Consider the following 22,029-nt stretch of genomic DNA (forward strand, 5'->3'; position numbering starts at 1 on the left):
GGTGACACATTAGGTGACACATGTCGAAGAACTGGTTCAGATAAGCAGCCTCTGCCTCACGCCGACATCGCAACTCGAATGGCACCGCGTCTCTGAGTTATTGTGAGAGTGGTGCCGCTGAAGGGACTCGAACCCCCGACCCCATCATTACGAATTTTGACGTCCATGGGTTTGACGTGACCTGTTCAAATCGCCTCGAGTTGGATAACGTCCTACGATTGTTTGACTAATTCCGACCCGAGTTTTGGATGGTGTTGGACGGCATTGGCGAAGGTTTGACGAACATTCCCTACTAATCCCCTACTAATTCACAAATAGCACCCTACTAATGACCCCACCCCATCGACGGGTGTCTGGACACTCCGCCTACGGCCAATCCCGTTCCGACGGAGTTGGAGGGCTTCGTTAGCGACTCTGACCAACCGAATATCAAACCTTCGAGCCCATCAGCTGCCATATGTATTTTGTGGCATTACTTCCAGAGGGAGAGTCTTCCCGTCGTACTGAAACCCCCAAAGACCGCTTTCGTCATCAAGCCATGGCCTACCCAATTGTTTTGCCATCAGTTGCGCGCCTTTCAAATCTGCAGCCCAGTCCATTTTTCGCTTCAACTCCATCTTTAGTTCCGGACTCAGAGACGCCGATGCAAGTTCGCCCAGGAATGCATTCACGTCTGCGCGTCGACGATTGCGCAGCACCAGTCTTACGTCTTCTGCGTCGCCCTCATGATGAAAGGTCTGGACGGTCGAAAAATGCGTAACCCGTTCGATCATCAAAGTCAGAAGGGCCTTGGATTTTTTTGCGCCGTCCAGTGGCCATGGCCAGTGCCGAACGGTGTTCATGGCTCGCGTGAAGACTGAAACGATCTCTTCAACGAGCTCGACATGGCGGCTTTCGGAAAGGCCCTTGCTCCGCAGCAATGCCGACTGTCGGCTTGCCAGAGCATCAGCGAAAACGGTGGCAAACTGGACGAATTGCGCCAGGACACCCTCGTCTCCCGGCCCCTGTTCGACGAGGCTAAAGGAAAGCTCAAAGGATCGCCGACTGAGAGTTAGTAGAACGTCGTCCAGTTCAGCCTGTTCTTCGTCCAGCACACGCCCTAACTCAGACGCGTCATCAACAGCATGGATGAACTGCTTCTGCATGGCTGCAAGCATTTCGGAAATGTCTCCGTTTTCCTGCGCGATCAGGAACTCAAGGCGACTCTTCTGCATGCGCAGATTGCCAGCTTCTTTCTGCAACTCGTCGATTTCAAGATGAGCGAACAGATCGTCATCGTCCCGGGTGAGCAGAAAACTGTTGAGAATGGGTTGCACTGTTTCGAGATGCTCGGTCACGGCGACGAGATAAGACGGAAGTAGCCCCGCAGTTAGATGTTTCTGATAATGTGCGCCGATGCGCTGTGTTGCTGAGCGCAGGTGAGGCAGGGCATGTTCGGATGTGGGGGCATCCTCAGCGCGACACAGGTCATATGCGACCATTGCCAGAACCGCCGAGTTCGATAGCTGATCCTCTCCATACTCGTCTCTGAACGCGGAAATGGCGGTGTTCAGGGTGTCTCGCAACCACTTTTCATCAACTCCTTTCTGCCCGCTGATCAATGGTAACAACGCAAGCATGCGCCGCTCGATACTACTAATCACTCCTAGCCGGTCACCGGTTTTACGAAAGGCTGCTTCGGTCTCGCGGCAGAGGCTGTCCAGTTCGGAAACTCGCGCCTTGAGATCCTCGCCGGAACCGCCGAGGCCTTTGAGCCAGGCAAATGCGCGCGTGGCCTTGACCTCCACCGCCTCGCGTTCGACATCCGGCAGATCATCGAGCAGCGACAGTGCCGACTGGGCGGCTGCGGCCCTTTCCGTCAGTGTGCTGCCTCCGTCGACCTTCGCCAGGATCACCCTGGCCTCGTCATTCGCGGACTCTATCCGAGCTTGGGCATGTTCCAGGCATACGAAGCGCAATTCCGGGCGCGCCGCGACACGCATCTGCCCGGCCAATGTCAACCACTGGCCAGTGTCGAAGGCGAGAGCCGGCGCCGTGGCGAGGCTCTCGGCGCATTTAGCGGCCTCCTGGAACCTAAAATCCTCCAATAGGCCGCGCAAATGGTAAAAGCCGGCCCGCAAGCCAGCGAAACGCAACGCGGCCTCGCCGGCGTTGCCAAGCGTTCTGTAGCACTGTGCGCTTGCGGACCTTGCGCGCGTGCGCAGCCCCGAGTCGGTGGGGTTAGTTTTTTGCGCGGCAAGTGCGTCGGCATATTCTCGTGCCACAACTTCCTGGATCCGGCTTCGGATTTCTGCGGCTTGCGGCAATCGGAACTCAAGCCTTTGCGCTGCAGCCAGCGCATCGCGGCTGTTAAAGTTCATGCCCTGAGCCGTCAATTTAACAAGCCCCATATGTTCGAGCGTTTCGGGCAGGCTGGGATCCAGCGCTACACAGGTGGCCATCTCTACCCCCTGACGCATCAGTTCGATGTCCACTTCCGGCCCCAGACAGCTTGCGGCATAGGCCGCCGCTAGGACGTTGTTGGGCGCGTGCATTAGTCGTTGCGAAAAGTGCATTCGACGTTCACGATCTTGCTGCAGAAGTTCCTTCAGCTGCAGATCGTCGAGGCTCTCCTGGACATCTCGGCTCTGGAAAATAGTCTTGGACGTAGTCAGTTCGCGCAAAATCTCAAAGAGCGCGAGACGGTTGCCACCGACATGTTCGGCTATGGCTCGTGTTTGACCTTTCGACATTTTGGGTAGGAAGCGTATGAGGGTTTGCTCTATCTCATCGTTTTCCGCAGGCTCCAATTTGCATTCTCTTAAGCCGTCGCTCGAACCGGAGAGGGCTTTCTCCAGGAAGGAATGAGTGCCCGAGTTTGCGCGGCCATGCCAAAAGTCGGGCCACATGGTTGCAACAATTAGCAAGTGCCAGTTCATCTGGCGGGCATGACTGATCAGAACCGAGACGAATTCCGCTGCGTAGAGGTCTGTAGCCGCATTGTGGAGATCGTCGAGAACCAGAACAAAGGGCAGGCCTGCATTGGCAGGGGAACAAATCGTTTCCAGCGAGGAAAGCGTTTCAGCATACCGCTCAAGCCGGGCCTGTGCACCCCGTTTTTGCAGGGGATTCTCGGAACGCGCAATGCGGCGATCATCCAATGTATCTCCGATGATCCCCTTCACTTCCTGCATCAAGTTGAGGATTGGGGTTGTCGGAGACATTGCAATCGCCTCCTTGACGAGTAAGCGCGCGGTTTTCTTGGCCGCGGTCAACCGATAGTCCTCGAAACCTTCACGAAGCGCTTGGACCATAGCGTCGAGCCCTTCCAGCCCCAGCGAAGAAGTGGACGGATTGCGCACGTCATTGCCTGAGAATCGAAGCCCCCACCAAAGGAAGTCAGGCTTATGCTCGAACCGTGTTGGCAGCGCCGGAATAATGTTATCTGGCTGTACGGATCCGAGCGAAAGCGGCCAGAAGCGCTGTTGCGCTGCGATCTGCTCGTAAAAATGCCGTACCAACCAGGTCTTGCCTACACCGCTGTCGCCCAGCAGCGCTACTGATCTCACCAAACCGCCTTTTTGAGAAAAGCGTTCGAGGATGTTTGCCGAAGTCCTGTTGGAGGCGACCTCAATGGCCCCGTAGGCTTCATGCAGATCTGCAAGGGCATCTTCAAAGCTTGATGAAAGGATCTGTTTCATATGGTTAAACTGCTGTTCTATCCGCTGGGTACCGCTAGTGGGTTGCGCCACTGGAGCACCAAAAGTTCTTTTATTCCAACAAGATGTTGTTTTTTTCCAGCCTTGGATCGCAGCCGTGGATGCAATCGTCAAGGCTATAGATCGTAGATTTTTTCAGCCCTATGGACGCAATATCCATGTTTCAGTGCAGACTGGATACGCTAAAGTCGGTCTCCGCAATGGGGCGGTTTTGGTCATAAACTAAGCTGTGGGAGCTCCCGCTTCCGGCGAAAGCGCACTGATAAGGTCCATTATGTTTAATAGTGACTTTCCGAGATGGGAACATAAGAATAAGGTGAAAAGTTACCTTAGAAAGCGTGTCTCGACGTCTAAAAGGATATAAATGTGCGACGCCCAGTGGTATCCAGACTTTAACTTACTGGCTCGCCGAAATGCGGCTTGAACAGCCCGTTCACTATCATCAGGAAGTATTGAAATATTCCTTGATTTCAAATTATTACCCTCGGTCAGTGAGGGAAGATCGTCAACGTGGTGATAAATCACCCCAAGTCTTCGGGCTATCTCAAGCATATTCGAGTCAGCCAAGTTCAGATGAGAAGACGCGTGCTGTATCCTGTTAGATGCACGCTTTGCCGCTTGCTCGGCAAACTCCCAATCGCTCCTACTATTCTTTTCTGATGCACATCCGTTTTTGACGTCTTCCAATGCCTGAATTATCGGTGCTGCATCGCTGGGGGATAGCAACTGTGTAACGCGGCGCTCGAGGACACTAACGATAGCGAAAAACTCGTCAGGATCCTGATTGCTTAACCAACCCGCTTCGCCAAAAATCAGAATTACGAACTCCCAAATATCCGCCCCGTAGTAGCCTAGGTCCAGAGCTGCAAGCTGTCGCTCCTTGTCGATCTTGGTGTGCGTATCAAGGACAATCTGAGGATATGCGTTGTTGCTTCCTGTGCCGCAGAATCCCCTTATCGGGCAACAAGTGATCAATCCCGATACCGGTGACCACTATGCTGGTCGCTCCCTTTTAACTATCGAGCTCCTTCTGCATGGCGTCCCAGGCCTTGAGACGCACTTCGAAGTCGATCAGTCGCGTCCAGAGCGTTTTACCCGATTTGTCGGCGATAAAGTCCGCTTTGCTAACGAGGTCGTACCTTCGCTTTCAGCTGAATACTTCGCTGCCTTTGATCCGATTTTCAAGAGTGCCGAAAGGATTGTTGGTGCGGGCATCTAGGCACAGGCCCAGAAGGCCTGGCACCTGTATAAAGCATTTGAAATTTGAAAAGAACTGGTGCCGCTGAAGGGACTCGAACCCCCGACCCCATCATTACGAATGACGTGCTCTACCAGCTGAGCTACAGCGGCACCGTAGGTCATAAGGAACTGACTATGACCGGACGCGAATGCTCGTTTAAACTGTCGATCTGGAGCCCGCAAGCCCGGTTGTATTCGTTTTTTGCATCGCTACACGCCACGACAAGCGTCAACTTGTGAGACGTCAACCTGCGACCATCTTGTCGAGTTGGAACTTTGATCTGTGAATTTTTTGTAACGACGTTGGAGTCAAATTGACACAGGTCTATTATTTTATTAATTCATGAAATATGATAGAACAGATAACAGATCAACTGGCCATCCTGGGGCACACGCAACGTATCACCGTGTTTCGCATGTTAATGCGACGGTTTCCTGACAGGGTTCCTGCGGGCGAGTTGGCGACAGAGCTCGGTATCAAGTCCAGCACCATGTCGAACTACCTGAATGCTCTGCAACGTTCGGGGCTGGTAAAACAGGAACGATCCGGGACGTCTCTGCTCTATTCGGTAGAGATGAACAACGTGCAGGAAATGCTCGATTTCCTGATTGTGGACTGCTGTCGGGGGCGCCCGGATCTTTGTATGCCATTGGCCAAAGACACCTCGGCGGACAGAAAGTTCAATGTGCTGTTCATTTGTGTCGGCAATTCCGCCCGCTCGATCTTTGCGGAATCCCTGCTGCGTGAGATCGGCGGTGATCGGTTCAATGTGTATTCCGCCGGGATACGACCAAGCTCAGCGCTCAACCCGTTTGCCTTGCAGGTTCTAAGTGACAAGGGGCACGATACCTCGGTCCTGCGGTCGAAAAACCTATCCGAGTTCTCGGGACCGGACGCTCCTGATCTGGATTTTGTCTTCACCGTCTGCAACCAGGCCGCAAACGAAGAATGCCCGGCCTGGGAGGGTCAGCCGATCAGCGGTCACTGGGGCATGGTTGATCCGGTCAAAGCAGAAGGCACGGATGCCGAGAAAAGCCTGGCCTTTCAAAACGCCTATGGGGCGCTGAAGCGGCGGATTCAGGCCTTCACATCTTTGCCGGTCGAAAGCCTAGACCGGATCGCACTGCAATCCGCCATTGATGACATCGGGCGGACGCCACTCGAGGACACAAAATGACGACCTATGCACTGAACGGCCTTGGCCGAATGGGAAAGCTGGCCCTGAAGCCTTTGCTGGAGAGAAGCGCAAAAATCGCCTGGATCAACGATGCTGTCGGTGATCCCGAGATGCACGCGCATCTACTGGAGTTTGACACGGTGCATGGGCGCTGGAACGCAGAGTTCAGCCATGATGCCGACAGTATAACTGTAAACGGAACCCGCTTGCCTTTTATTGGCACCAACGACCTGACCTCTCTGCCGCTGGACGGCGTCGATGTGGTGATTGACTGTACCGGCGTGTTTAAGACAGAGGCCAAACTGGCACCGTATTTTGATGCTGGAGTGAAAAAAGTTGTAGTCTCTGCTCCGGTCAAAGACGGGCCGACGGCCAATATCGTTGTGGGTGTGAACGATGGCACCTACGACCCCACGACGCATAAGATCGTGACTGCAGCGTCCTGCACGACAAACTGCCTAGCGCCGGTGGTCAAAGTAATTCACGAGAACCTGGGTATTCGCCACGGGTCGATGACCACGATCCACGATGTCACCAACACACAAACCATTGTCGATCGGCCTGCAAAGGACTTGCGGCGTGCGCGCTCGGCCCTGAACTCCCTGATCCCGACCACCACCGGCTCGGCCACGGCCATCACACTGATCTATCCGGAACTCAAAGGTCGTTTGAACGGCCACGCGGTTCGGGTGCCACTGCTAAACGCCTCGCTGACCGATTGCGTGTTCGAGGTTGAACGCGAAACCACGGTTGAAGAGGTCAATACTTTTTTCGAAGCAGCCGCCAGAAGTGAACTGAAGGGTGTTCTGGGCTATGAAACCCGCCCCTTGGTTTCTACCGATTACACCAATGACGAACGCTCCTCGATTGTCGATGCGCCCTCGACCATGGTGGTGAACGGCACGCAGGTGAAAGTCTATGCGTGGTACGATAACGAGATGGGCTATGCCCATCGTCTGGTGGATGTCGCGCTGATGGTAGGGGCATCGCTGTGACCCAACGGCCCGAAGGACTGTCGGCCTATATTGCGGTCACTGCTGCCTATTGGGCCTTCATGCTGGCCGACGGGGCGCTCAGGATGTTGGTGTTGCTGCACTTTCACACCATGGGCTTTTCGCCGGTTCAACTGGCATACCTGTTTGTACTTTATGAGATCGCAGGGGTTGTCACCAATCTGGCCGCTGGCTGGATTGCGGTGCGGTTTGGATTGACCTCGACCCTGTATGCAGGGCTGGCGTTACAGGTAGTTGCGTTGCTTGCCATGACGCAGCTTGATCCGAACTGGACCGTTGGGGCTTCGGTCACGTTCGTGATGATGGTGCAAGGGGCCAGCGGGGTGGCCAAGGATCTGGCCAAGATGTCTTCTAAGTCGTCGGTCAAGCTGTTGGCTCCGACCGAAGGCGGCGGTTTGTTTCGCTGGGTTGCGGTCCTGACGGGATCGAAAAACGCAGTCAAAGGACTGGGATTCCTGTTAGGGGCCGCCATGTTGGCAACGCTGGGTTTCATGTCGGCAATCCTTGTCATGGCAGCTGTGCTGGCATTGATCCTGTTCGCAGTCATCCTGTTCATGCCACCGGGCCTGCCGAAGGGGCGCAAAGGTACCACCTTCTCAGAAGTATTCTCGAAATCAGCGAATGTGAACTGGTTGTCCGCGGCACGTGTCTTCCTGTTTGGCGCGCGGGATGTGTGGTTTGTGGTCGGCATCCCAATCTATTTTTATGCAGTTCTTTCAGACGGTACCGAAGAGGGCAATCGGGCCGCGTTCTTCATGATCGGGACGTTTATGGCAGTGTGGGTCATCCTCTATGGCGCCGTGCAAGCCAGCGCGCCGAAGATATTGCGCGCTTCGGACCGAACAGAAGGTGATCTTATCCGCGCCGCACGCAACTGGGCGGCCATCCTTTTTTGTATCCCTACGGCTCTAACACTGGCAGTTTCGCTGTCAAACGGTCCCGAGATCTGGCTGACCATAACACTTGTAGCCGGGCTATTAGTTTTCGGTGCGATCTTTGCGGTCAATTCATCGCTGCATTCTTATCTGATCCTGGCCTTCACCCAGTCTGAGCGCGTGACGATGGATGTCGGCTTTTATTACATGGCAAATGCGACAGGTCGGCTGATTGGCACCATTTTGTCCGGCCTGACCTATCAGGTTGGGGGATTACCCATGGTTCTCGGCACAGCGACTGTGATGGTTGCCCTTGCCGCCCTGATCTCCGGTAGGCTCACAGATCGAACCTCCGAGGCGCTGTCCTGAGCGGCATTGAACGTTATCTCACAATCTGATCATGGTTGCGGCCAATTTGCTGGGCGTTACCAGCTCTTTCGAAGACGAGAAACCTGCTTGCAGGCACCAGATCGCCAATCGACTTTTCGAGCGATGCGGCATTAAAAATCCGTCAGGTATGGTTTTGGAAGCACCAGCAGTGGTTTCTTTCGTCCGATAGCTTGTTGTTGGTGTTTTTGAATGGCAGTTTGCGGCTTTCGTGCAAGCGATTGAGTGAAAGGAAGCACTGAATGAGCGGTGATCAGATTGCTGAAGTGAAGTACCGGGATACAGTGCTGAAATTCCACATCTCAAACCCCCGTGATCATATCCAGCGCAGGCACCAAGCCGGAAAGCTGTATGAAATGGAGGAACTGGTTCTCATCGAACAGTACTTTCCGCCCGGAGGAGTCTTTTGTGACATCGGCTCCAACGTCGGGAACCATTCCGTTTTCGTCGGGAAACTGCTGAATCCTTCCAGAATGATCTTGTTCGAACCAAATCCGGCAGCTCGGGAAATTCTTAGAAAAAACATTGCGTTGAATGAACTCGACACCGTGGCTGATATGTCTTGGGCAGAGTTCGGATTGTCCGACGAAGACAATGCTGACAACGCTATCGACTATCCCGCCAACAATTTAGGAGCGGCCCAAATTATTCCTCAAAAGGGCGGCACGGGTATTCACGTTCGCCCCGGCGATGACATGTTGCCGGATAAAGTCGATTTTTTGAAAATCGATGTAAAAGGTATGGAGTTAAACGTTCTTGGTGGGTTGACCAAAACTTTTGCAAACAGCCGTCCCGACATCTTGATCGAAACGGGCGAGGACACTTACCAGGATGTTCTGTGCTTCCTTCAATCGCACGGGTACGGCATTTTGCACTCCATAAGGCGCTACGGTGTTAACCTGAACCTGTTGGCACGACCCAAGGAACGGATCTTGCATGGTTCAGAGACCATCAATGGGTCTGCTCTCGCAACACCCTCATCCGGGCCGGCCATGTCGGGTAAAGAAAAGAAGACAATGTTTGTCTTTCGCACCCATGTCTGGACAGAAAACGAAGCCCGACTTTTTTCGATGTGGAGAGACGCGTCGCCCGGGCCCGCATGTGTGGTATATGACGCCACCAAGTCCCAACCGCCCGCTTTAAACGGAATAGACGTTTTGCCCTTCGACGGTAACTGGATTCGCGAGAACGGGCTTCTTGAAACACGGAAGGTAGGCTGGCGGTTCGGCGACTACGCGCTTTATCGCGCCATGCAGGCTGCACCGGACAGCGACTACTTTCTGATATCCGATAGCGATCTGCTGCCAACCTGGCCGAACCTCAAAGATTTTTTTGCGGAGCTGGGCGCCTGTGATCAGGACTTGCTAACGTCGGTCTTGGTGACTGCCGGACCAAGAAGGCGAGCTTCGATGCAGCATGAACTATTCCATTCCTTCGAGCACAAAATGTCGTGCCGTTTTGGAATACTGCGCGCAAGCCGCAGGCTTGTGCAGGAAAGTTTCGATTTCCGTCGGACATATTCGGCTGCGATGAAACGATCACCACATCAACCTTTCGCCAATGACGAAGCGCTGTTTGCAACACTCGCAAGCAACTTAAAAGGTTATAGCGCTTCAACATTTGACGAGGCATTGCCTGGTGGAGTTTCCAACCAGCTGTTGCGGGGTGCCGATAACCCTGTTTCATTTGATGGCGTCGAGTTCGATACCTTCGCACGAACTTTTGCTCACCCTGTGGTCATCTAAACGCGCGACGGCATTTGGCGTGACCGGCGCCCGCTATCTCATCGATTTTGGCGCTAAGCGCGTTTTTCTCCGATCGAAGCGACGCCCAGAACGTCCAGAACTTTTGCCTGGATATGCTCAGCATTCATACCGGCCACAGCATACATGTCCGCAGGGCTGGCTTGATCAATGAAGATATCGGGCAAAACCATCGAACGATACTTCAGCCCCTGATCAAATACACCCTCATCCGCCAGAAGTTGCGCCACATGGCTGCCAAACCCGCCAACAGCACCTTCTTCGATAGTGATCACCGCTTCGTGGTTAGACGCCAGATCCAGGATCAGGTCGCGGTCAAGAGGCTTGGCAAAGCGGGCATCGGCGATAGTCGGAGTTATACCCTTGGCTGTAAGAGATTCCGCCGCCTGCTGGACCTCGGCCAGACGGGTACCAAAAGAAAGCAGAGCCACCCGCACGCCTTTCTGGATAAAGCGGCCTTTGCCGATCTCAAGAACTTCGCCACGTTCGGGTAAATCCACTCCGATGCCTTCACCGCGCGGATAGCGGAAGGCGATGGGGCCTTCGTCATGTGCGGCTGCGGTCGCCACCATGTGCATCAGTTCGGCCTCATCTGCCGCGGCCATGACGACCATGCCGGGAAGATTGGCCAAATAGGCAATGTCGAACGACCCTGCATGGGTGGCGCCGTCGGCCCCTACCAAACCTGCGCGGTCGATGGCAAAACGTACGGGCAGACGCTGGATCGCCACGTCATGGACCACCTGATCATAGCCGCGTTGCAGGAAGGTCGAGTACATCGCGCAGAACGGCTTCATTCCTCCTGCTGCAAGCGCAGCCGAAAAAGTCACGCCGTGCTGTTCAGCAATCGCCACATCAAAGCAACGCGAGGGGTAGCGTTCAGCAAACAGGTTCAGACCTGTACCGTCAGGCATTGCCGCAGTCACCGCGACAATCTTGTCGTCACGCGCGGCCTGATCCACCAACGCCTTGCCAAAGACCGAGGTATAAGAGGGCGCATTTGAGGGCGCTTTCTTTTGCTTTCCCGTTACCACATCAAACTTCGCTGTGGCATGACCCTTGTCGCGCGCTTGCTCGGCGGGGGCATACCCTTTGCCTTTTTTCGTCAATACGTGGATCAGGATCGGCCCGGTTGCCCGTGACTTGACGGTGCGCAGAACCGGCAGCAGCTGATCCATATCATGGCCATCTATCGGACCGAGATAGGAAAACCCGAGCTCTTCAAAAAGTGTGCCGCCCACTGCCATGCCTTTCAGCATTTCCTTGGCGCGCTTGGCCCCTTCACGGAATGGCTCTGGCAACAGCGAGACAGCCCCTTTGGCAGCAGCTTTCAGATCTTGAAACGGTTCTTCGGTATAGATACGCGACAGATAGCTGGACAAGGCTCCAACCGGAGGGGCGATGCTCATTTCGTTGTCGTTCAGAATGACAATCAGGCGCTTTTTCAGATGGCCTGCATTGTTCATCGCCTCAAAAGCCATGCCCGCAGACATTGAGCCATCACCGATCACTGCAATTGCGTCCCCCAAACCTTCGGGCGTTACACCGCCCAGATCCCGCGCGACAGCAAAACCAAGCGCGGCGCTGATCGAGGTGCTGGAATGCGCAGCGCCAAATGGATCGTAGGGGCTCTCGCTGCGCTTGGTGAAACCACTGAGGCCATCCTTCATGCGCAACGTACGTATGCGGTCACGTCGCTCGGTCAGGACTTTATGCGGATAGCACTGATGACCCACATCCCAGATGATCTTGTCTCGGGGTGTATCAAACACAGCGTGCAACGCCGTGGTCAGTTCAACGACTCCCAAACCGGCCCCCAGATGCCCGCCGGTAACGGAAACCGCCGAGATCGTTTCGGCCCGCAATTCCTGTGCGACCTGATGCAGTTGCGCGTCCGAAAACTGCTTGAGATCCGCCGGGCGGCTTACAAGGTCCAGTAGGGGCGTATTGGGGCGGTCAGACATTTGGCGCGTTCCTGGCTTAGCTGTCCCGGGCAATAACGAAGCGAGCGGCGTCCTTCAAGGTTTCAGCCTTCGGTCCATACCCGTCCAATGCGGTGCAGGCCTGATCCACCAGCTCACCCGCACGGGCTTTGGCAGCCGACAGACCCAGCAGAGAAACGAACGTGGCTTTCCCTGCCTCGGCATCTTTTTGCAAACGCTTGCCCGCCTTTTCCGCATCACCCTCGACATCAAGGATGTCATCGGCGATCTGAAAAGCAAGGCCCAGCGTCCGGGCATATTGGCGCAACGGGTCCGGGTCGGATTGAGCCATAACGGCTCCGACGCATACAGACCACTCGATCAGAGCACCAGTCTTGCCCGCCTGAAGACGTGTGATTTCGTCAAGCGACAGCGGTTTTGCGGCTGTTTCTGCGGCAATGTCCAGTGCCTGTCCCAGTACCATGCCTTGTGCGCCACTGGCTCTGGCCAACGTCAGGGCAAGGTCTGCACGAACATCTCCTCCTCCGACTTCCGGGTGTATACACAGCTCGAAAGCAAGCGTGTGGAGGGCATCTCCGGCCAGAACCGCCGTGCCATCATCCCACTTCACGTGAACGGTGGGGCGCCCGCGACGCAAGTCATCGTCATCCATGCAGGGCAGGTCGTCATGCACCAATGAATAAGCGTGCAGTGCCTCAATAGCCGTCGCGGGCCAGATTGCACGGCTTTCTTCAACATCATGAAGTCGGGCACTTTCCAAAGCCAGAAACCCACGCAATCGTTTGCCGCCTCGGGTGGCATATGCCATTGCCCGGGTCACATCCACGTCTTCAAACGCGCCCAGAACCAGATCAAACTGGTTTTGAATGCGGACAGCATCCTGCGCAAGTCTTTCGGGGAACATTTACATACCTTCGACGGGCGTCGTACCGGTCGGCTGACCGTTGGCGTCCAGAGTGATCGCAGCGACTTTTTCTTCTGCGCGCTTCAACTCATCTTCGCACCGCTTTTTCAGCGCCGCGCCGCGTTCGTAGAGCGCAATTGACTGATCCAGCGCCACGTCGCCACGTTCCAGTTGGCCAACCACGGCCTCAAGTTCTTTCATCGCCTGTTCGAATGTCATCTGGTCTACAGGAGTATCAGTCATCGGGCTGCCTTCATCAGTTCTTCCACATGTGCGCGTGTGGCCTCGGCCAATGCGTTCAGATCATACCCGCCTTCCAGAGTCGAGACGATACGGCCCTCACATGTTTCATCAGCGATCTTGCACAGCTCGGCCGTGATCCAGGCGAAATCACCTGTGGACCAGTTCAAATTGGCTAATGGATCGTCCTGATGGGCATCGAACCCGGCGGAAATGATAATCAACTCGGGCCTGAAGGCCCGCAAACGTGGAAAGGCTATTGTTTCATAGGCGACCCGCATCTCGGCCCCGCCGCTGCCTGGTGCCAATGGGATGTTCAGAACCGTGTCATGAACACCTGTTTCATCCGGGCGACCCGATCCGGGCCACAAGGGCATCTGTTGGCTGGTGATCACCAAAGCACGTTCTTCATCCCACAACAGGTCTTGGGTGCCATTGCCATGATGGACGTCGAAATCAACCACAGCCACGCGATTCAAACCGTGGTGGTCCAGCGCATGTTTCACCGCCAGCGCTGCATTACCGAACAGGCAAAAGCCCATCGCAGTTTCAGTTTCGGCATGGTGCCCCGGCGGGCGAATGGCACAGAACGCATTCGAGGCCTCGCCGCTCAACACAAGATCAACCGCCCGCACCGCCGCGCCCGCAGCACGATAGGCTGCATCGACTGACCCCGGAGACATGAACGTGTCGCCATCAATCTGCGCAAACCCGTCCGACGGGCGCGTTGACCGAATGTCGCGAATGTAACCTTCCGGATGCACCCGCAGCAGATCGTCATCTGCCGCCAGCGGCGCAGCCACGCGTTTCAGGTTCACCCCCTCCAACGCGTGAAGAATATGCTGCAGTCGCGCCACCCGTTCAGGGTGGCCCTCAGGTGTCACGTGGCCCAGACAATCGGCATGGGTCAAAAGGGCAGTTGTCATCGGGGTCCCCTGTTCATCTGGCTACAAATACCTTCGTCGAAGGCTCAAAACCGCCGCGCAGCGGCAAGTTTAATCCGGTGCCAGCATATATCCGGCACCGCGGACGGTTTGCAGATATCTGGGTTGTTTCGGGTCTTGTTCGATCTTGCGCCGCAGGCGTGTGATCTGCACGTCCACGGCGCGCTCCTGCGCCTGACCCTTGTCGCGTCCCAGATCCTCGACCAGCTTGGCGCGGCTGATCGGCTCTCCCGGTTGGGCCGAGAATATCTTCATCAACTGGCTTTCAGTTGCGGTCAGACGAACCGGGTCTTCGCCCTGCCACATCTCACCGCGTTCAATGTCGTACCGGATGGGGCCAAGGTTCAGGATCTTAGTCGCCGTTTCCTCGGCCGGGGTTTCCGGCATTCGGCGCAGGATCGCGTTGATCCGCAACAACAGTTCTTTCGGCTCGAATGGCTTCGCCAGATAATCATCCGCCCCGGCTTCAAGACCCGCGATCCGATGCTCGGTCTCACCCTTTGCGGTTAGCAGCAGGATCGGTGTCGTATGCGTTTCGCGTAACGCCTTGGTCAGACTGACGCCATCTTCGCCCGGCATCATGACGTCCATAACGATCATGTCGAAATCCAGCCCAGACAGTACCCGCCGCGCATGGGCGGCATCCCGAGCCGCTGTGACAAGAAACCCGTTTCGCATCAGGAATTTCTTGAGCAGATCGCGAATGCGCTCGTCATCGTCAACAATCAGCAGATGGGCATCCATATCGCTCATGAGGTCGTATCCCGAAGTTTCGTATAGGCATGACGCATATCAGCATCCATCATTGCTTCAAGCACTTTGCGAAATCCGGCCACGGCTTCGGGACCGACATCCTTGTAAGCTGCACGCATTCTGGCCCGCTGTGCATCTGACAGAGTGGTTTCCAGCGCCTGCCCCTTTTCTGTCAGAAATAGGTGGCGTTCGCGTTTGTCCACAGTGCCCACGCGACTTTCTACCAGACCATCCTCGATCAAGGTTCGCAGAACCCTGTTTAGAGACTGCTTTGTTACCCCGAGGATCGCCAACAAATTGTTGACCGTTGTGCCCGGCGCGCGATTGATGAAGTGGATCGCCCGGTGATGGGCGCGACCATAGGCCAATTCGGCGAGAATGCGGTCAGGGTCTGCGGTAAAGCCGCGATAGGCGAAGAACATCGCCTCGATCCCCTGTCGCAATTGCTCATCGGTCAAAAACAACAGGCTCTCGCCCCCATAACGCGGGGCCGGGCGGATGTCGGACATATCATGCCTCATTCGTTACTCTACGGGTGAGTTTATGTCAGCGTTATTGACATTCCAAGGGTGGAGCGGTATCGAATCGCAGTTTTTGCGCAATAATATGTCCATATCGGACTTAAATGACGCAACAATCGAAAATTCAACCCGGTTCAGGAGGTTTCGCATGGCGGGGTATGATGATCGTGATGGCACCATTTGGTTGGATGGCAAGCTGGTACCCTGGCGTGAGGCCAATGTGCACATTCTGACCCACGCAATGCACTATGCTTCATCGGTATTCGAAGGCGAGCGCGCATACAACGGTAAGATCTTCAAAAGCCGCGAACATTCCGAACGTCTGATCGCCTCGGCGGACGCGCTGGATATGCCGATACCTTATTCGGTGGACGAAATCGAAGCGGCCAAGGAGGAAGCCCTGAAGGCCAGCGGATTGCAGGACGCCTATGTGCGGGCTCTGGTCTGGCGCGGCTCGGGTGAGGATATGGGCGTCGCGTCGGCCAAGAACCCGGTACGAATGGCCATCGCCGTCTGGCCGTGGGGGGCTTATTACGGCGACGCCAAGATGCAGGGCGCTAAGCTGGACATTGCCGAATGGAAACGCCCGAGCCCGGAAACCATCCCGGTTCACGCCAAGGCAGCAGGTCTTTACATGATCTGCACCATCTCCAAGCACAAAGCCGAAGCCAAAGGGTGTTCAGACGCTTTGTTCATGGACTGGCGCGGATATGTGGCCGAGGCCACCGGCGCGAACGTCTTTTTCGTGAAAGACGGTGAGGTTCATACGCCGTTGGCCGACTGCTTCCTGAATGGCATCACCCGCCAGACAGTGATCCAGATGCTGAAAGACAAGGGCATCACAGTACAGGAACGCCGCATCAAGCCCGAGGAAATGGCTGAATTCGAACAGTGCTGGCTGACAGGCACCGCAGCCGAGGTCACTCCGGTCGGACAGATTGGCGATTACACCTTTGAGGTTGGTGACCTGACCCGTGAAATAGCGGAAGACTACGAGAAACTGGTCCGCTCTTAAGCATTCAACCGCCGCTTCGGCGGAGATTTTTTGTTGCAGGACGTGCAAATTATTGTGCAAACCGTTCGGTGGTCTGGACGGTTTGCATAGATTGCGTATCTTCAGCGCATGTTGGACCTTCTCAGCGATATTCTCACCCGCCTGTCCTTGCGAGGCACGTTTTACTTCCGCACATCGTTCACACCACCTTTTGGCATTCAGGTGCCAGGGTTCGAAAACGTGGCGCGGTTTCACTTTGTGCAGCGCGGAGAGCTCAAGGTATACGTCTCTACCACAGGGGAAACCCTTCGGCTAAGGCAGGGTGATCTGATCCTCATACCCCACGGGGCGCCGCACGCGTTGCTCTGCGCCGAGGTAAAGCCGCTGGATGCGCTGCCACTGGAACAGGTCCTGGAACTCGCAGGCTACACAGGCGATGGCGTGCTGGTTTACGGCGGCAATGACGAAGAGCGGGATACGCAGCTGATCTGCGGTCATTTCTCTTTCACCGGGCCAGCCGGACGAAACGGCACCGGACATATGCTGATCGACCGCTTGCCGCCCTATATCCTGATTGAGAACTATGGCGAAGAAGCCGGATCGTGGATGGAATCCACCCTGCGCATGATTGGCTCTGAGGTTTCAGGCGCAAGGATTGGTGGCGACCTGATCGCGTTGAAACTGTCCGAAGTTCTGTTTGCCCAGGCAATCCGGGCTTATCTGGAACGGCAAAGCCCGCATGATGCCGCGTTGGCGGGATTTGCCGATACGCGCATCTCTCGCGCCCTGAGCGCATTCCATCAGGCACCGGCGCAAGATTGGAGCGTCGCGACCCTCGCGCGTGAATCCGGCATGTCACGCACGGCTTTTGCCCAGCTTTTTGCCGAAAAGATGGGCACAACTCCAATGCAATATCTAACCGACTGGCGCATGCAGATTGCCTGTCACGGCCTGACCGAGGCACGTTGGAATGTAGCTGACGCTGCGGCAGAGGTCGGATACGCCTCTGAGGCCGCGTTTTCGCGCGTATTCAAAAAGCAGGTGGGTCTGTCTCCTGCAGCATATCGCGCCATGCATTGAAGCGCCGGATATTCTGAACGATCTGCATAGTTTTCGAAACGATCAGGAATGCAACGTTCGGCCGAAGCTTCCTACCTTCCTTTTATCACTGCTTGAGAAAAGGAAGATCTTATGTCCCTGCGTTTCGTTACCCGCTCTGTTCATGCTTACCTCGACTACCCGGTTGCCATTGCCCTGATGACGTTGCCGTTCGTGCTGGGATTGGGCCAGTCTAACCCGTTGGCTCTGTGGCTTTCGGTAATCACCGGTATCGCGGCGTTTGTTCTGACGGTTCTGACCGATCACCATTTGGGGATATGGCGGGTTCTCCCTTACAAATTCCATCTGGCCGTAGACTTAATTGTCGGCATAACGTTCCTGCTTGCACCCAGCGTTCTGGGTTTCTCAGGGTTGGACGCGGTGTTCTACTGGCTGAACGGTGCGGCTGTTGTGCTGGTCATCTCGCTCAGCGCGCCTGAACAGGAAGTCGTCGCCTGACCGCCTTTTTCGAAATCCTCGAGTTATCACATTGATGTAACAGGATAAAATGAGCCGCCTGCTTTACTAAATGGCGGCTCGCATCAGCTTATCAATCGCGCGATCTGAAAGCAGAACGAAAGATTCCAAACGCTCTGCATTTTCTCGGGCGTATTTTACTTGAAAAAGCTGATAAAAATAGTCAGATAAATCGCAACGCCAGATGATGCATCATCAAGCCTATGGTTTCGAGGCGGTTTGCAGGTTTAGCGACCAACGTGAGAACTTGCCGCCGCCTCGGAAACGACCGATTCAGTGTAAAGTGAGAACTGGGATGAACGATTCGCTGGACGAGATCATGGCACGGCATGACGCGCTGACCGCGTGCGGATGCAACTGTTGCGAGGACGAATACTGCGCGTATGTCGAGCAATACAAGCGCCGAAAGCCGGACGATCATACAGTCCCGGCGGATATCGTACCTGCCAGCGCGGCCAGCCAGAGAAAGTCACTGAGATACGTGTTCGAAACGATGCGGAACCGTGCGTGGTAGGTGACGTGACCCATTAGGGCCACGTCGCGTTCGAACTTAGAAATCCACGCCACGCTGCGCTTTGATACCAGCTTGGAAGGGGTGTTTTTCCTCGGTCATTTCGGTGACCAGATCGGCGTAGTCCCGCAGCGCTTGCGGTGCGTCACGCCCGGTCAGGAATACGCTGGTCTGGTCTGAGCGCGCGTTCAGGCCGTCGATCACTTGCTCGACCGACAGGTATTCATAGCGCAAGGCAATATTGATTTCATCCAGCACGACCAGATCGTATTCTCCACTTGCCATCAGGGCGCGGGCTTTGTCGAAGGCGGCCTTGGCCGCAGCGATGTCACGTTCACGGTCCTGCGTATCCCAGGTGAAACCTTCGCCCATCGTGTGCCAGGTCACCAGATCGCGTTGCTCAAAGAAACGGCGTTCGCCGGTTTTCCACTTGCCCTTGATGAATTGCACCACAGCGACCTTCTGGCCCCAACCCAGCGCGCGGATGACCACACCAAAGGCGGCTGAGGATTTACCTTTGCCCTTGCCGGTGTTGATCAGAACCAGACCGCGGCCAGGGTCGACTGCCTCGGACACTTTCTTGCGGTGCTTGGCCTGCACCTTTTGCATCTTTTCCTTGTGATCCTGCGTGTCGCTCATGGGGCACCTCTTTGATTGTCCGGCCCAAACTAGGGGAAGATTGGAAAAGGTAAAGTCACGCTTTGGGGTCTGTGACCGACCGGGCCTTGCCACGCTCAAGCCCCAACTGATGTTCGCGCCAGATCACAACAACATTGCCTGCGATAACCAACGCGGCGCCGATCAGGATCGCAAGCGTCGGCAGTTCGTCGAACCAGATATAGCCGATCACAATCGCAAAAAGCATGGTGGCGTAGTCATAAGGCGCCAGCATCGAAGCTTGTCCAAAGCGATAAGAGGAAGTGACCAGAATCTGCGCAACTCCGCCGATCAGGCCCATCATGATCATGACTAGAGCCTGATTCCACGTCGGCATCGACCATCCCCAGATCGCCGTCAGGGCGGACAGCAGCGTCGCAGTCATCGAGAAATAAAAGACGATGGCGGCGGGGTGATCGACCTTAACCAATTGCCGGATGTGGATCTGAACAAAAGCGCGGGCGATGGTCGCGCCCAATACGCACAGTGCGCCGATGGTGGCGGCCACCTCCATCTGTGTGCTTCCAAGGCGCGGCCATATCATAATCAAGACGCCTAACAAGCCTAGGACCACTGCGCCGATGCGGATGAGGTGAATGCGCTCGCCCAGCATGGCGGCGGCCAGAATCAAGGTGAAGATCGGGGTAGCATAACCAATTGCAGTGACCTCGGGCAGGGGCAGCAAGCTCAGGCCGGTAAAGGTAAGACCCATGGCGCTGGTCCCCAGAACGCCGCGCCAGAAATGGCCCATAGGTTTCTTGACCACAAAGCCCTTCGATAACTCTCCACGTGCGATGAGCCATAAAATAATGACCGGAATCGCAAAAAGAGACCGGAAGAACACTAATTGCCCCGGGGGAAACTCATCCGATAAAGCTTTGACCAGCGCGGACATCGACGTGAACAGGAACAGAGCGCCCAGTTTCAGCGTCACCGCCAGCAGAGGTCGATGCGATGTTAAGGGTTTTGTCATCGGCGCGAACCTGCGCCTTTGTCAGCCAAAGATCAACGGGTGGGATTAACCATTCACCCATGTTTGAGGCAAGGAACTGCCGATCTCCTCGGCGAATTCTTCAAGAAAGCGGATCATGCGCGCGGTGCGTTGTTCGGCAATCTGTCTGCCGGTCTTTGTCAGCATGTCACCCGGCAGCCGCAGCAGTTTCACCTTCCAGTGGTCAAGCGAGAAATGAAGATCGTCCAAAGGTCGATTCTGGGCAAAAGGATCTGCCGGATCATAAAGGGTGCGCCCCAAAGCACCGGAAACGGAAAAGTTGCGGGCGATGCCGATGGCGCCCAAAGCGTCAAGTCGATCCGCATCGCGCAGGATGCGCGCCTCGGCTGTTTCCGGGGGGATATCAGCTGAAAAGCTATGCGCTTCGATCGCATGCCGGATGGCGCGAATCTGGCCAGCACTGTATCCCAGTTCCTCAAGAATAGGCTCTGATTCTGCTGCGGATCTGCGCGACGCAAGATGCCGATCTGGATCGTCCTTTGCCAAGTTTACAAGATCGTGCAGATAACTTGCGGCCAACAGCACGGGCATATCGGTTTGGTCATCCGCGATGGCCTGCGCATTGGTCCAAACGCGATCCAGATGGGCCAGATCATGCGCCGGATCAGTTTCCATGCGATGCGCGACAACCGCACGCAGGCGCGTGCGCAGATCAGCCGATCCGTCCACGGTTCTCTCCGATCTGGCCGCGATGCAGCAACAGGTGGTCGAGGATAACGCAGGCCATCATTGCCTCTCCTACCGGGACCGCGCGAATACCGACGCAGGGGTCGTGGCGGCCTTTGGTGATGATCTCGGTCTCTTCGCCTGATTTGGTGATGGTTTTGCGTGTGGTGAGGATCGATGATGTTGGCTTAACTGCAAACCGCACGACAACGTCCTGCCCGGTTGAGATTCCGCCCAGAATACCTCCGGCGTGGTTCGAGCTGTATTGCGGACCGTTTTGCCCCATGAAGATTTCATCGGCGTTGGCCTCGCCGGTCAGTTCGGCGGCGGACATACCTTCGCCAATCTCGACGCCCTTAACAGCGTTGATAGACATCATCGCTGCGGCCAGATCAGTGTCTAATTTGGCATAAACTGGTGCTCCGATCCCGGCGGGGACACCACGCGCGACGACCTCGACCACTGCTCCGACCGAGTTGCCGGACTTGCGCAGATCATCCAGATAGGCGGCCCAGTCCTTGGCGGCAGATGCATCGGGCGTCCAGAACGGATTCTGTTCAATCTGGGACCAGTCAAAATTGCCGCGATCAATTTTGTGTGGCCCGATCTGAGTCATGTAACCAGTGATCTGTACGTTTGGCGCGATTTGTTTGATTGCTTCGCGCGCCAGCCCGCCTGCCGCAACGCGAGACGCCGTTTCGCGTGCCGAACTGCGCCCGCCGCCGCGATAATCCCGGATGCCGTATTTCTGCCAGTAGGTGATATCGGCATGACCCGGGCGGAACTTGTCCATGATATCGCCGTAATCTTTCGAGCGCTGATCGGTGTTCTCGATCATCAACTGCACAGGCGTGCCGGTGGTTTGCCCTTCGAACACGCCGGAAAGGATTTTCACCTGATCGGGCTCACGCCGCTGGGTGGTGAACTTGTTCTGCCCCGGTTTGCGCTTGTCCAGCCAGTGCTGGATCATCGCCTCATCAATCGTGACGCCCGGCGGGCAGCCGTCGACGGTAGCACCCAAAGCGGGCCCATGGCTTTCGCCCCAGGTGGTGACGCGGAAAAGATGGCCAAAACTGTTCATCGACATGGGGCAAGCTCCTTTGCGCGATGTGATTAGCGGGCGAAGCCCTTGGCCTCAAGCGGATTTGCGGTTGGG

Annotated in this window: 20 protein-coding genes and 1 tRNA gene; 9 read left to right on the forward strand and 12 right to left on the reverse strand. The window is 55.7% G+C overall.

Annotated elements, in window-relative coordinates:
• Nucleotides 1-446: 446 nt before the first annotated feature.
• Nucleotides 447-3,812, reverse strand: a complete 3,366-nt coding sequence (locus tag ACR0K5_RS17460) for an ATP-binding protein (RefSeq protein ID WP_480630921.1) — start codon at nucleotides 3,810-3,812, stop codon at nucleotides 447-449.
• A gap of 811 nt (nucleotides 3,813-4,623) precedes the next feature.
• On the opposite strand from ACR0K5_RS17460, the gene ACR0K5_RS17465 reads away from it, so the two are divergent.
• Nucleotides 4,624-4,917 (forward strand): hypothetical protein, encoded by a 294-nt coding sequence (locus ACR0K5_RS17465; protein ID WP_480630922.1) that lies wholly within the window; start codon nucleotides 4,624-4,626, stop codon nucleotides 4,915-4,917.
• Nucleotides 4,918-4,972: 55 nt separating this feature from the next.
• Here the strand turns inward: ACR0K5_RS17465 and ACR0K5_RS17470 are convergent.
• Nucleotides 4,973-5,048 (reverse strand) — tRNA-Thr (locus tag ACR0K5_RS17470).
• Between the two features lie 239 nt (nucleotides 5,049-5,287).
• Here ACR0K5_RS17470 and ACR0K5_RS17475 point away from each other — a divergent pair.
• From ACR0K5_RS17475 to ACR0K5_RS17490, 4 genes are all read left to right on the forward strand, one after another.
• Nucleotides 5,288-6,115: an arsenate reductase/protein-tyrosine-phosphatase family protein gene (locus ACR0K5_RS17475; RefSeq protein ID WP_480630923.1), complete on the forward strand. Its 828-nt coding sequence runs from the start codon at nucleotides 5,288-5,290 to the stop codon at nucleotides 6,113-6,115.
• Nucleotides 6,112-7,110: an ArsJ-associated glyceraldehyde-3-phosphate dehydrogenase gene (locus tag ACR0K5_RS17480; protein WP_480630924.1), complete on the forward strand. Its 999-nt coding sequence runs from the start codon at nucleotides 6,112-6,114 to the stop codon at nucleotides 7,108-7,110. Before ACR0K5_RS17475 ends, ACR0K5_RS17480 begins: the two co-directional genes overlap by 4 nt.
• Nucleotides 7,107-8,372 carry an organoarsenical effux MFS transporter ArsJ gene (gene arsJ / locus ACR0K5_RS17485; RefSeq protein ID WP_480630925.1) on the forward strand — a complete coding sequence of 422 codons (1,266 nt, stop codon included), beginning with the start codon at nucleotides 7,107-7,109 and terminating at the stop codon, nucleotides 8,370-8,372. Before ACR0K5_RS17480 ends, arsJ begins: the two co-directional genes overlap by 4 nt.
• A gap of 260 nt (nucleotides 8,373-8,632) precedes the next feature.
• Nucleotides 8,633-10,135 carry an FkbM family methyltransferase gene (locus tag ACR0K5_RS17490; RefSeq protein ID WP_480630926.1) on the forward strand — a complete coding sequence of 501 codons (1,503 nt, stop codon included), beginning with the start codon at nucleotides 8,633-8,635 and terminating at the stop codon, nucleotides 10,133-10,135.
• A 53-nt stretch (nucleotides 10,136-10,188) separates the two neighbouring features.
• Here ACR0K5_RS17490 and dxs read toward each other — a convergent pair whose 3' ends face one another.
• The 6 genes from dxs to ACR0K5_RS17520 all read right to left on the reverse strand — a co-directional run bounded on the left by dxs (nucleotide 10,189) and on the right by ACR0K5_RS17520 (nucleotide 15,446).
• The gene (gene dxs, locus ACR0K5_RS17495) at nucleotides 10,189-12,117 is read right to left on the reverse strand and encodes a 1-deoxy-D-xylulose-5-phosphate synthase (protein WP_480630927.1); all 1,929 of its coding nucleotides are present in this window, start codon (nucleotides 12,115-12,117) and stop codon (nucleotides 10,189-10,191) included.
• A gap of 16 nt (nucleotides 12,118-12,133) precedes the next feature.
• Nucleotides 12,134-13,000, reverse strand: coding sequence for a polyprenyl synthetase family protein (locus ACR0K5_RS17500; protein ID WP_480630928.1), 867 nt, complete (start codon nucleotides 12,998-13,000; stop codon nucleotides 12,134-12,136).
• A complete protein-coding gene (locus ACR0K5_RS17505) occupies nucleotides 13,001-13,243 on the reverse strand; it encodes an exodeoxyribonuclease VII small subunit (protein ID WP_480630929.1) in 243 nt (80 codons plus the stop codon).
• On the reverse strand, nucleotides 13,240-14,166 hold the full coding sequence (locus tag ACR0K5_RS17510) for a histone deacetylase family protein (RefSeq protein WP_480630930.1): 927 nt from the start codon (nucleotides 14,164-14,166) through the stop codon (nucleotides 13,240-13,242). Before ACR0K5_RS17510 ends, ACR0K5_RS17505 begins: the two co-directional genes overlap by 4 nt.
• A 69-nt stretch (nucleotides 14,167-14,235) precedes the next feature.
• Nucleotides 14,236-14,937, reverse strand: coding sequence for a response regulator (locus tag ACR0K5_RS17515; protein WP_480630931.1), 702 nt, complete (start codon nucleotides 14,935-14,937; stop codon nucleotides 14,236-14,238).
• Nucleotides 14,934-15,446: a MarR family winged helix-turn-helix transcriptional regulator gene (locus ACR0K5_RS17520; protein ID WP_480630932.1), complete on the reverse strand. Its 513-nt coding sequence runs from the start codon at nucleotides 15,444-15,446 to the stop codon at nucleotides 14,934-14,936. The genes ACR0K5_RS17515 and ACR0K5_RS17520 overlap by 4 nt, the downstream gene beginning before the upstream one ends.
• Nucleotides 15,447-15,606: 160 nt before the next feature.
• Here ACR0K5_RS17520 and ACR0K5_RS17525 point away from each other — a divergent pair, with 160 nt between their 5' ends.
• The 4 genes from ACR0K5_RS17525 to ACR0K5_RS17540 all read left to right on the forward strand — a co-directional run bounded on the left by ACR0K5_RS17525 (nucleotide 15,607) and on the right by ACR0K5_RS17540 (nucleotide 18,541).
• Entirely contained in the window at nucleotides 15,607-16,473 is an 867-nt protein-coding gene (locus ACR0K5_RS17525) for a branched-chain amino acid aminotransferase (protein ID WP_480630933.1), read from the forward strand.
• Nucleotides 16,474-16,581: 108 nt separating this feature from the next.
• Nucleotides 16,582-17,532, forward strand: coding sequence for an AraC family transcriptional regulator (locus ACR0K5_RS17530; protein ID WP_480630934.1), 951 nt, complete (start codon nucleotides 16,582-16,584; stop codon nucleotides 17,530-17,532).
• Between the two features lie 111 nt (nucleotides 17,533-17,643).
• Nucleotides 17,644-18,009, forward strand: a complete 366-nt coding sequence (locus ACR0K5_RS17535; RefSeq protein ID WP_480630935.1) for an SPW repeat domain-containing protein — start codon at nucleotides 17,644-17,646, stop codon at nucleotides 18,007-18,009.
• Between the two features lie 313 nt (nucleotides 18,010-18,322).
• Nucleotides 18,323-18,541, forward strand: a complete 219-nt coding sequence (locus ACR0K5_RS17540; protein ID WP_480630936.1) for a hypothetical protein — start codon at nucleotides 18,323-18,325, stop codon at nucleotides 18,539-18,541.
• A 36-nt stretch (nucleotides 18,542-18,577) separates the two neighbouring features.
• Here ACR0K5_RS17540 and cobO read toward each other — a convergent pair whose 3' ends face one another.
• From cobO to aroC, 4 genes are read right to left on the reverse strand one after another with little or no spacing between them, the layout of a single operon-like run.
• Nucleotides 18,578-19,177 carry a cob(I)yrinic acid a,c-diamide adenosyltransferase gene (cobO, locus tag ACR0K5_RS17545; protein WP_480630937.1) on the reverse strand — a complete coding sequence of 200 codons (600 nt, stop codon included), beginning with the start codon at nucleotides 19,175-19,177 and terminating at the stop codon, nucleotides 18,578-18,580.
• Nucleotides 19,178-19,232: 55 nt separating this feature from the next.
• The gene (locus ACR0K5_RS17550) at nucleotides 19,233-20,168 is read right to left on the reverse strand and encodes a DMT family transporter (RefSeq protein ID WP_480630938.1); all 936 of its coding nucleotides are present in this window, start codon (nucleotides 20,166-20,168) and stop codon (nucleotides 19,233-19,235) included.
• 45 nt (nucleotides 20,169-20,213) lie between these two features.
• A complete protein-coding gene (locus ACR0K5_RS17555) occupies nucleotides 20,214-20,876 on the reverse strand; it encodes an HD domain-containing protein (protein ID WP_480630939.1) in 663 nt (220 codons plus the stop codon).
• Nucleotides 20,860-21,960, reverse strand: a complete 1,101-nt coding sequence (gene aroC / locus ACR0K5_RS17560) for a chorismate synthase (RefSeq protein WP_480630940.1) — start codon at nucleotides 21,958-21,960, stop codon at nucleotides 20,860-20,862. The genes ACR0K5_RS17555 and aroC overlap by 17 nt, the downstream gene beginning before the upstream one ends.
• Nucleotides 21,961-22,029: the final 69 nt, after the last annotated feature.

Source organism: Ruegeria sp. AB9 (genome assembly GCF_056542585.1).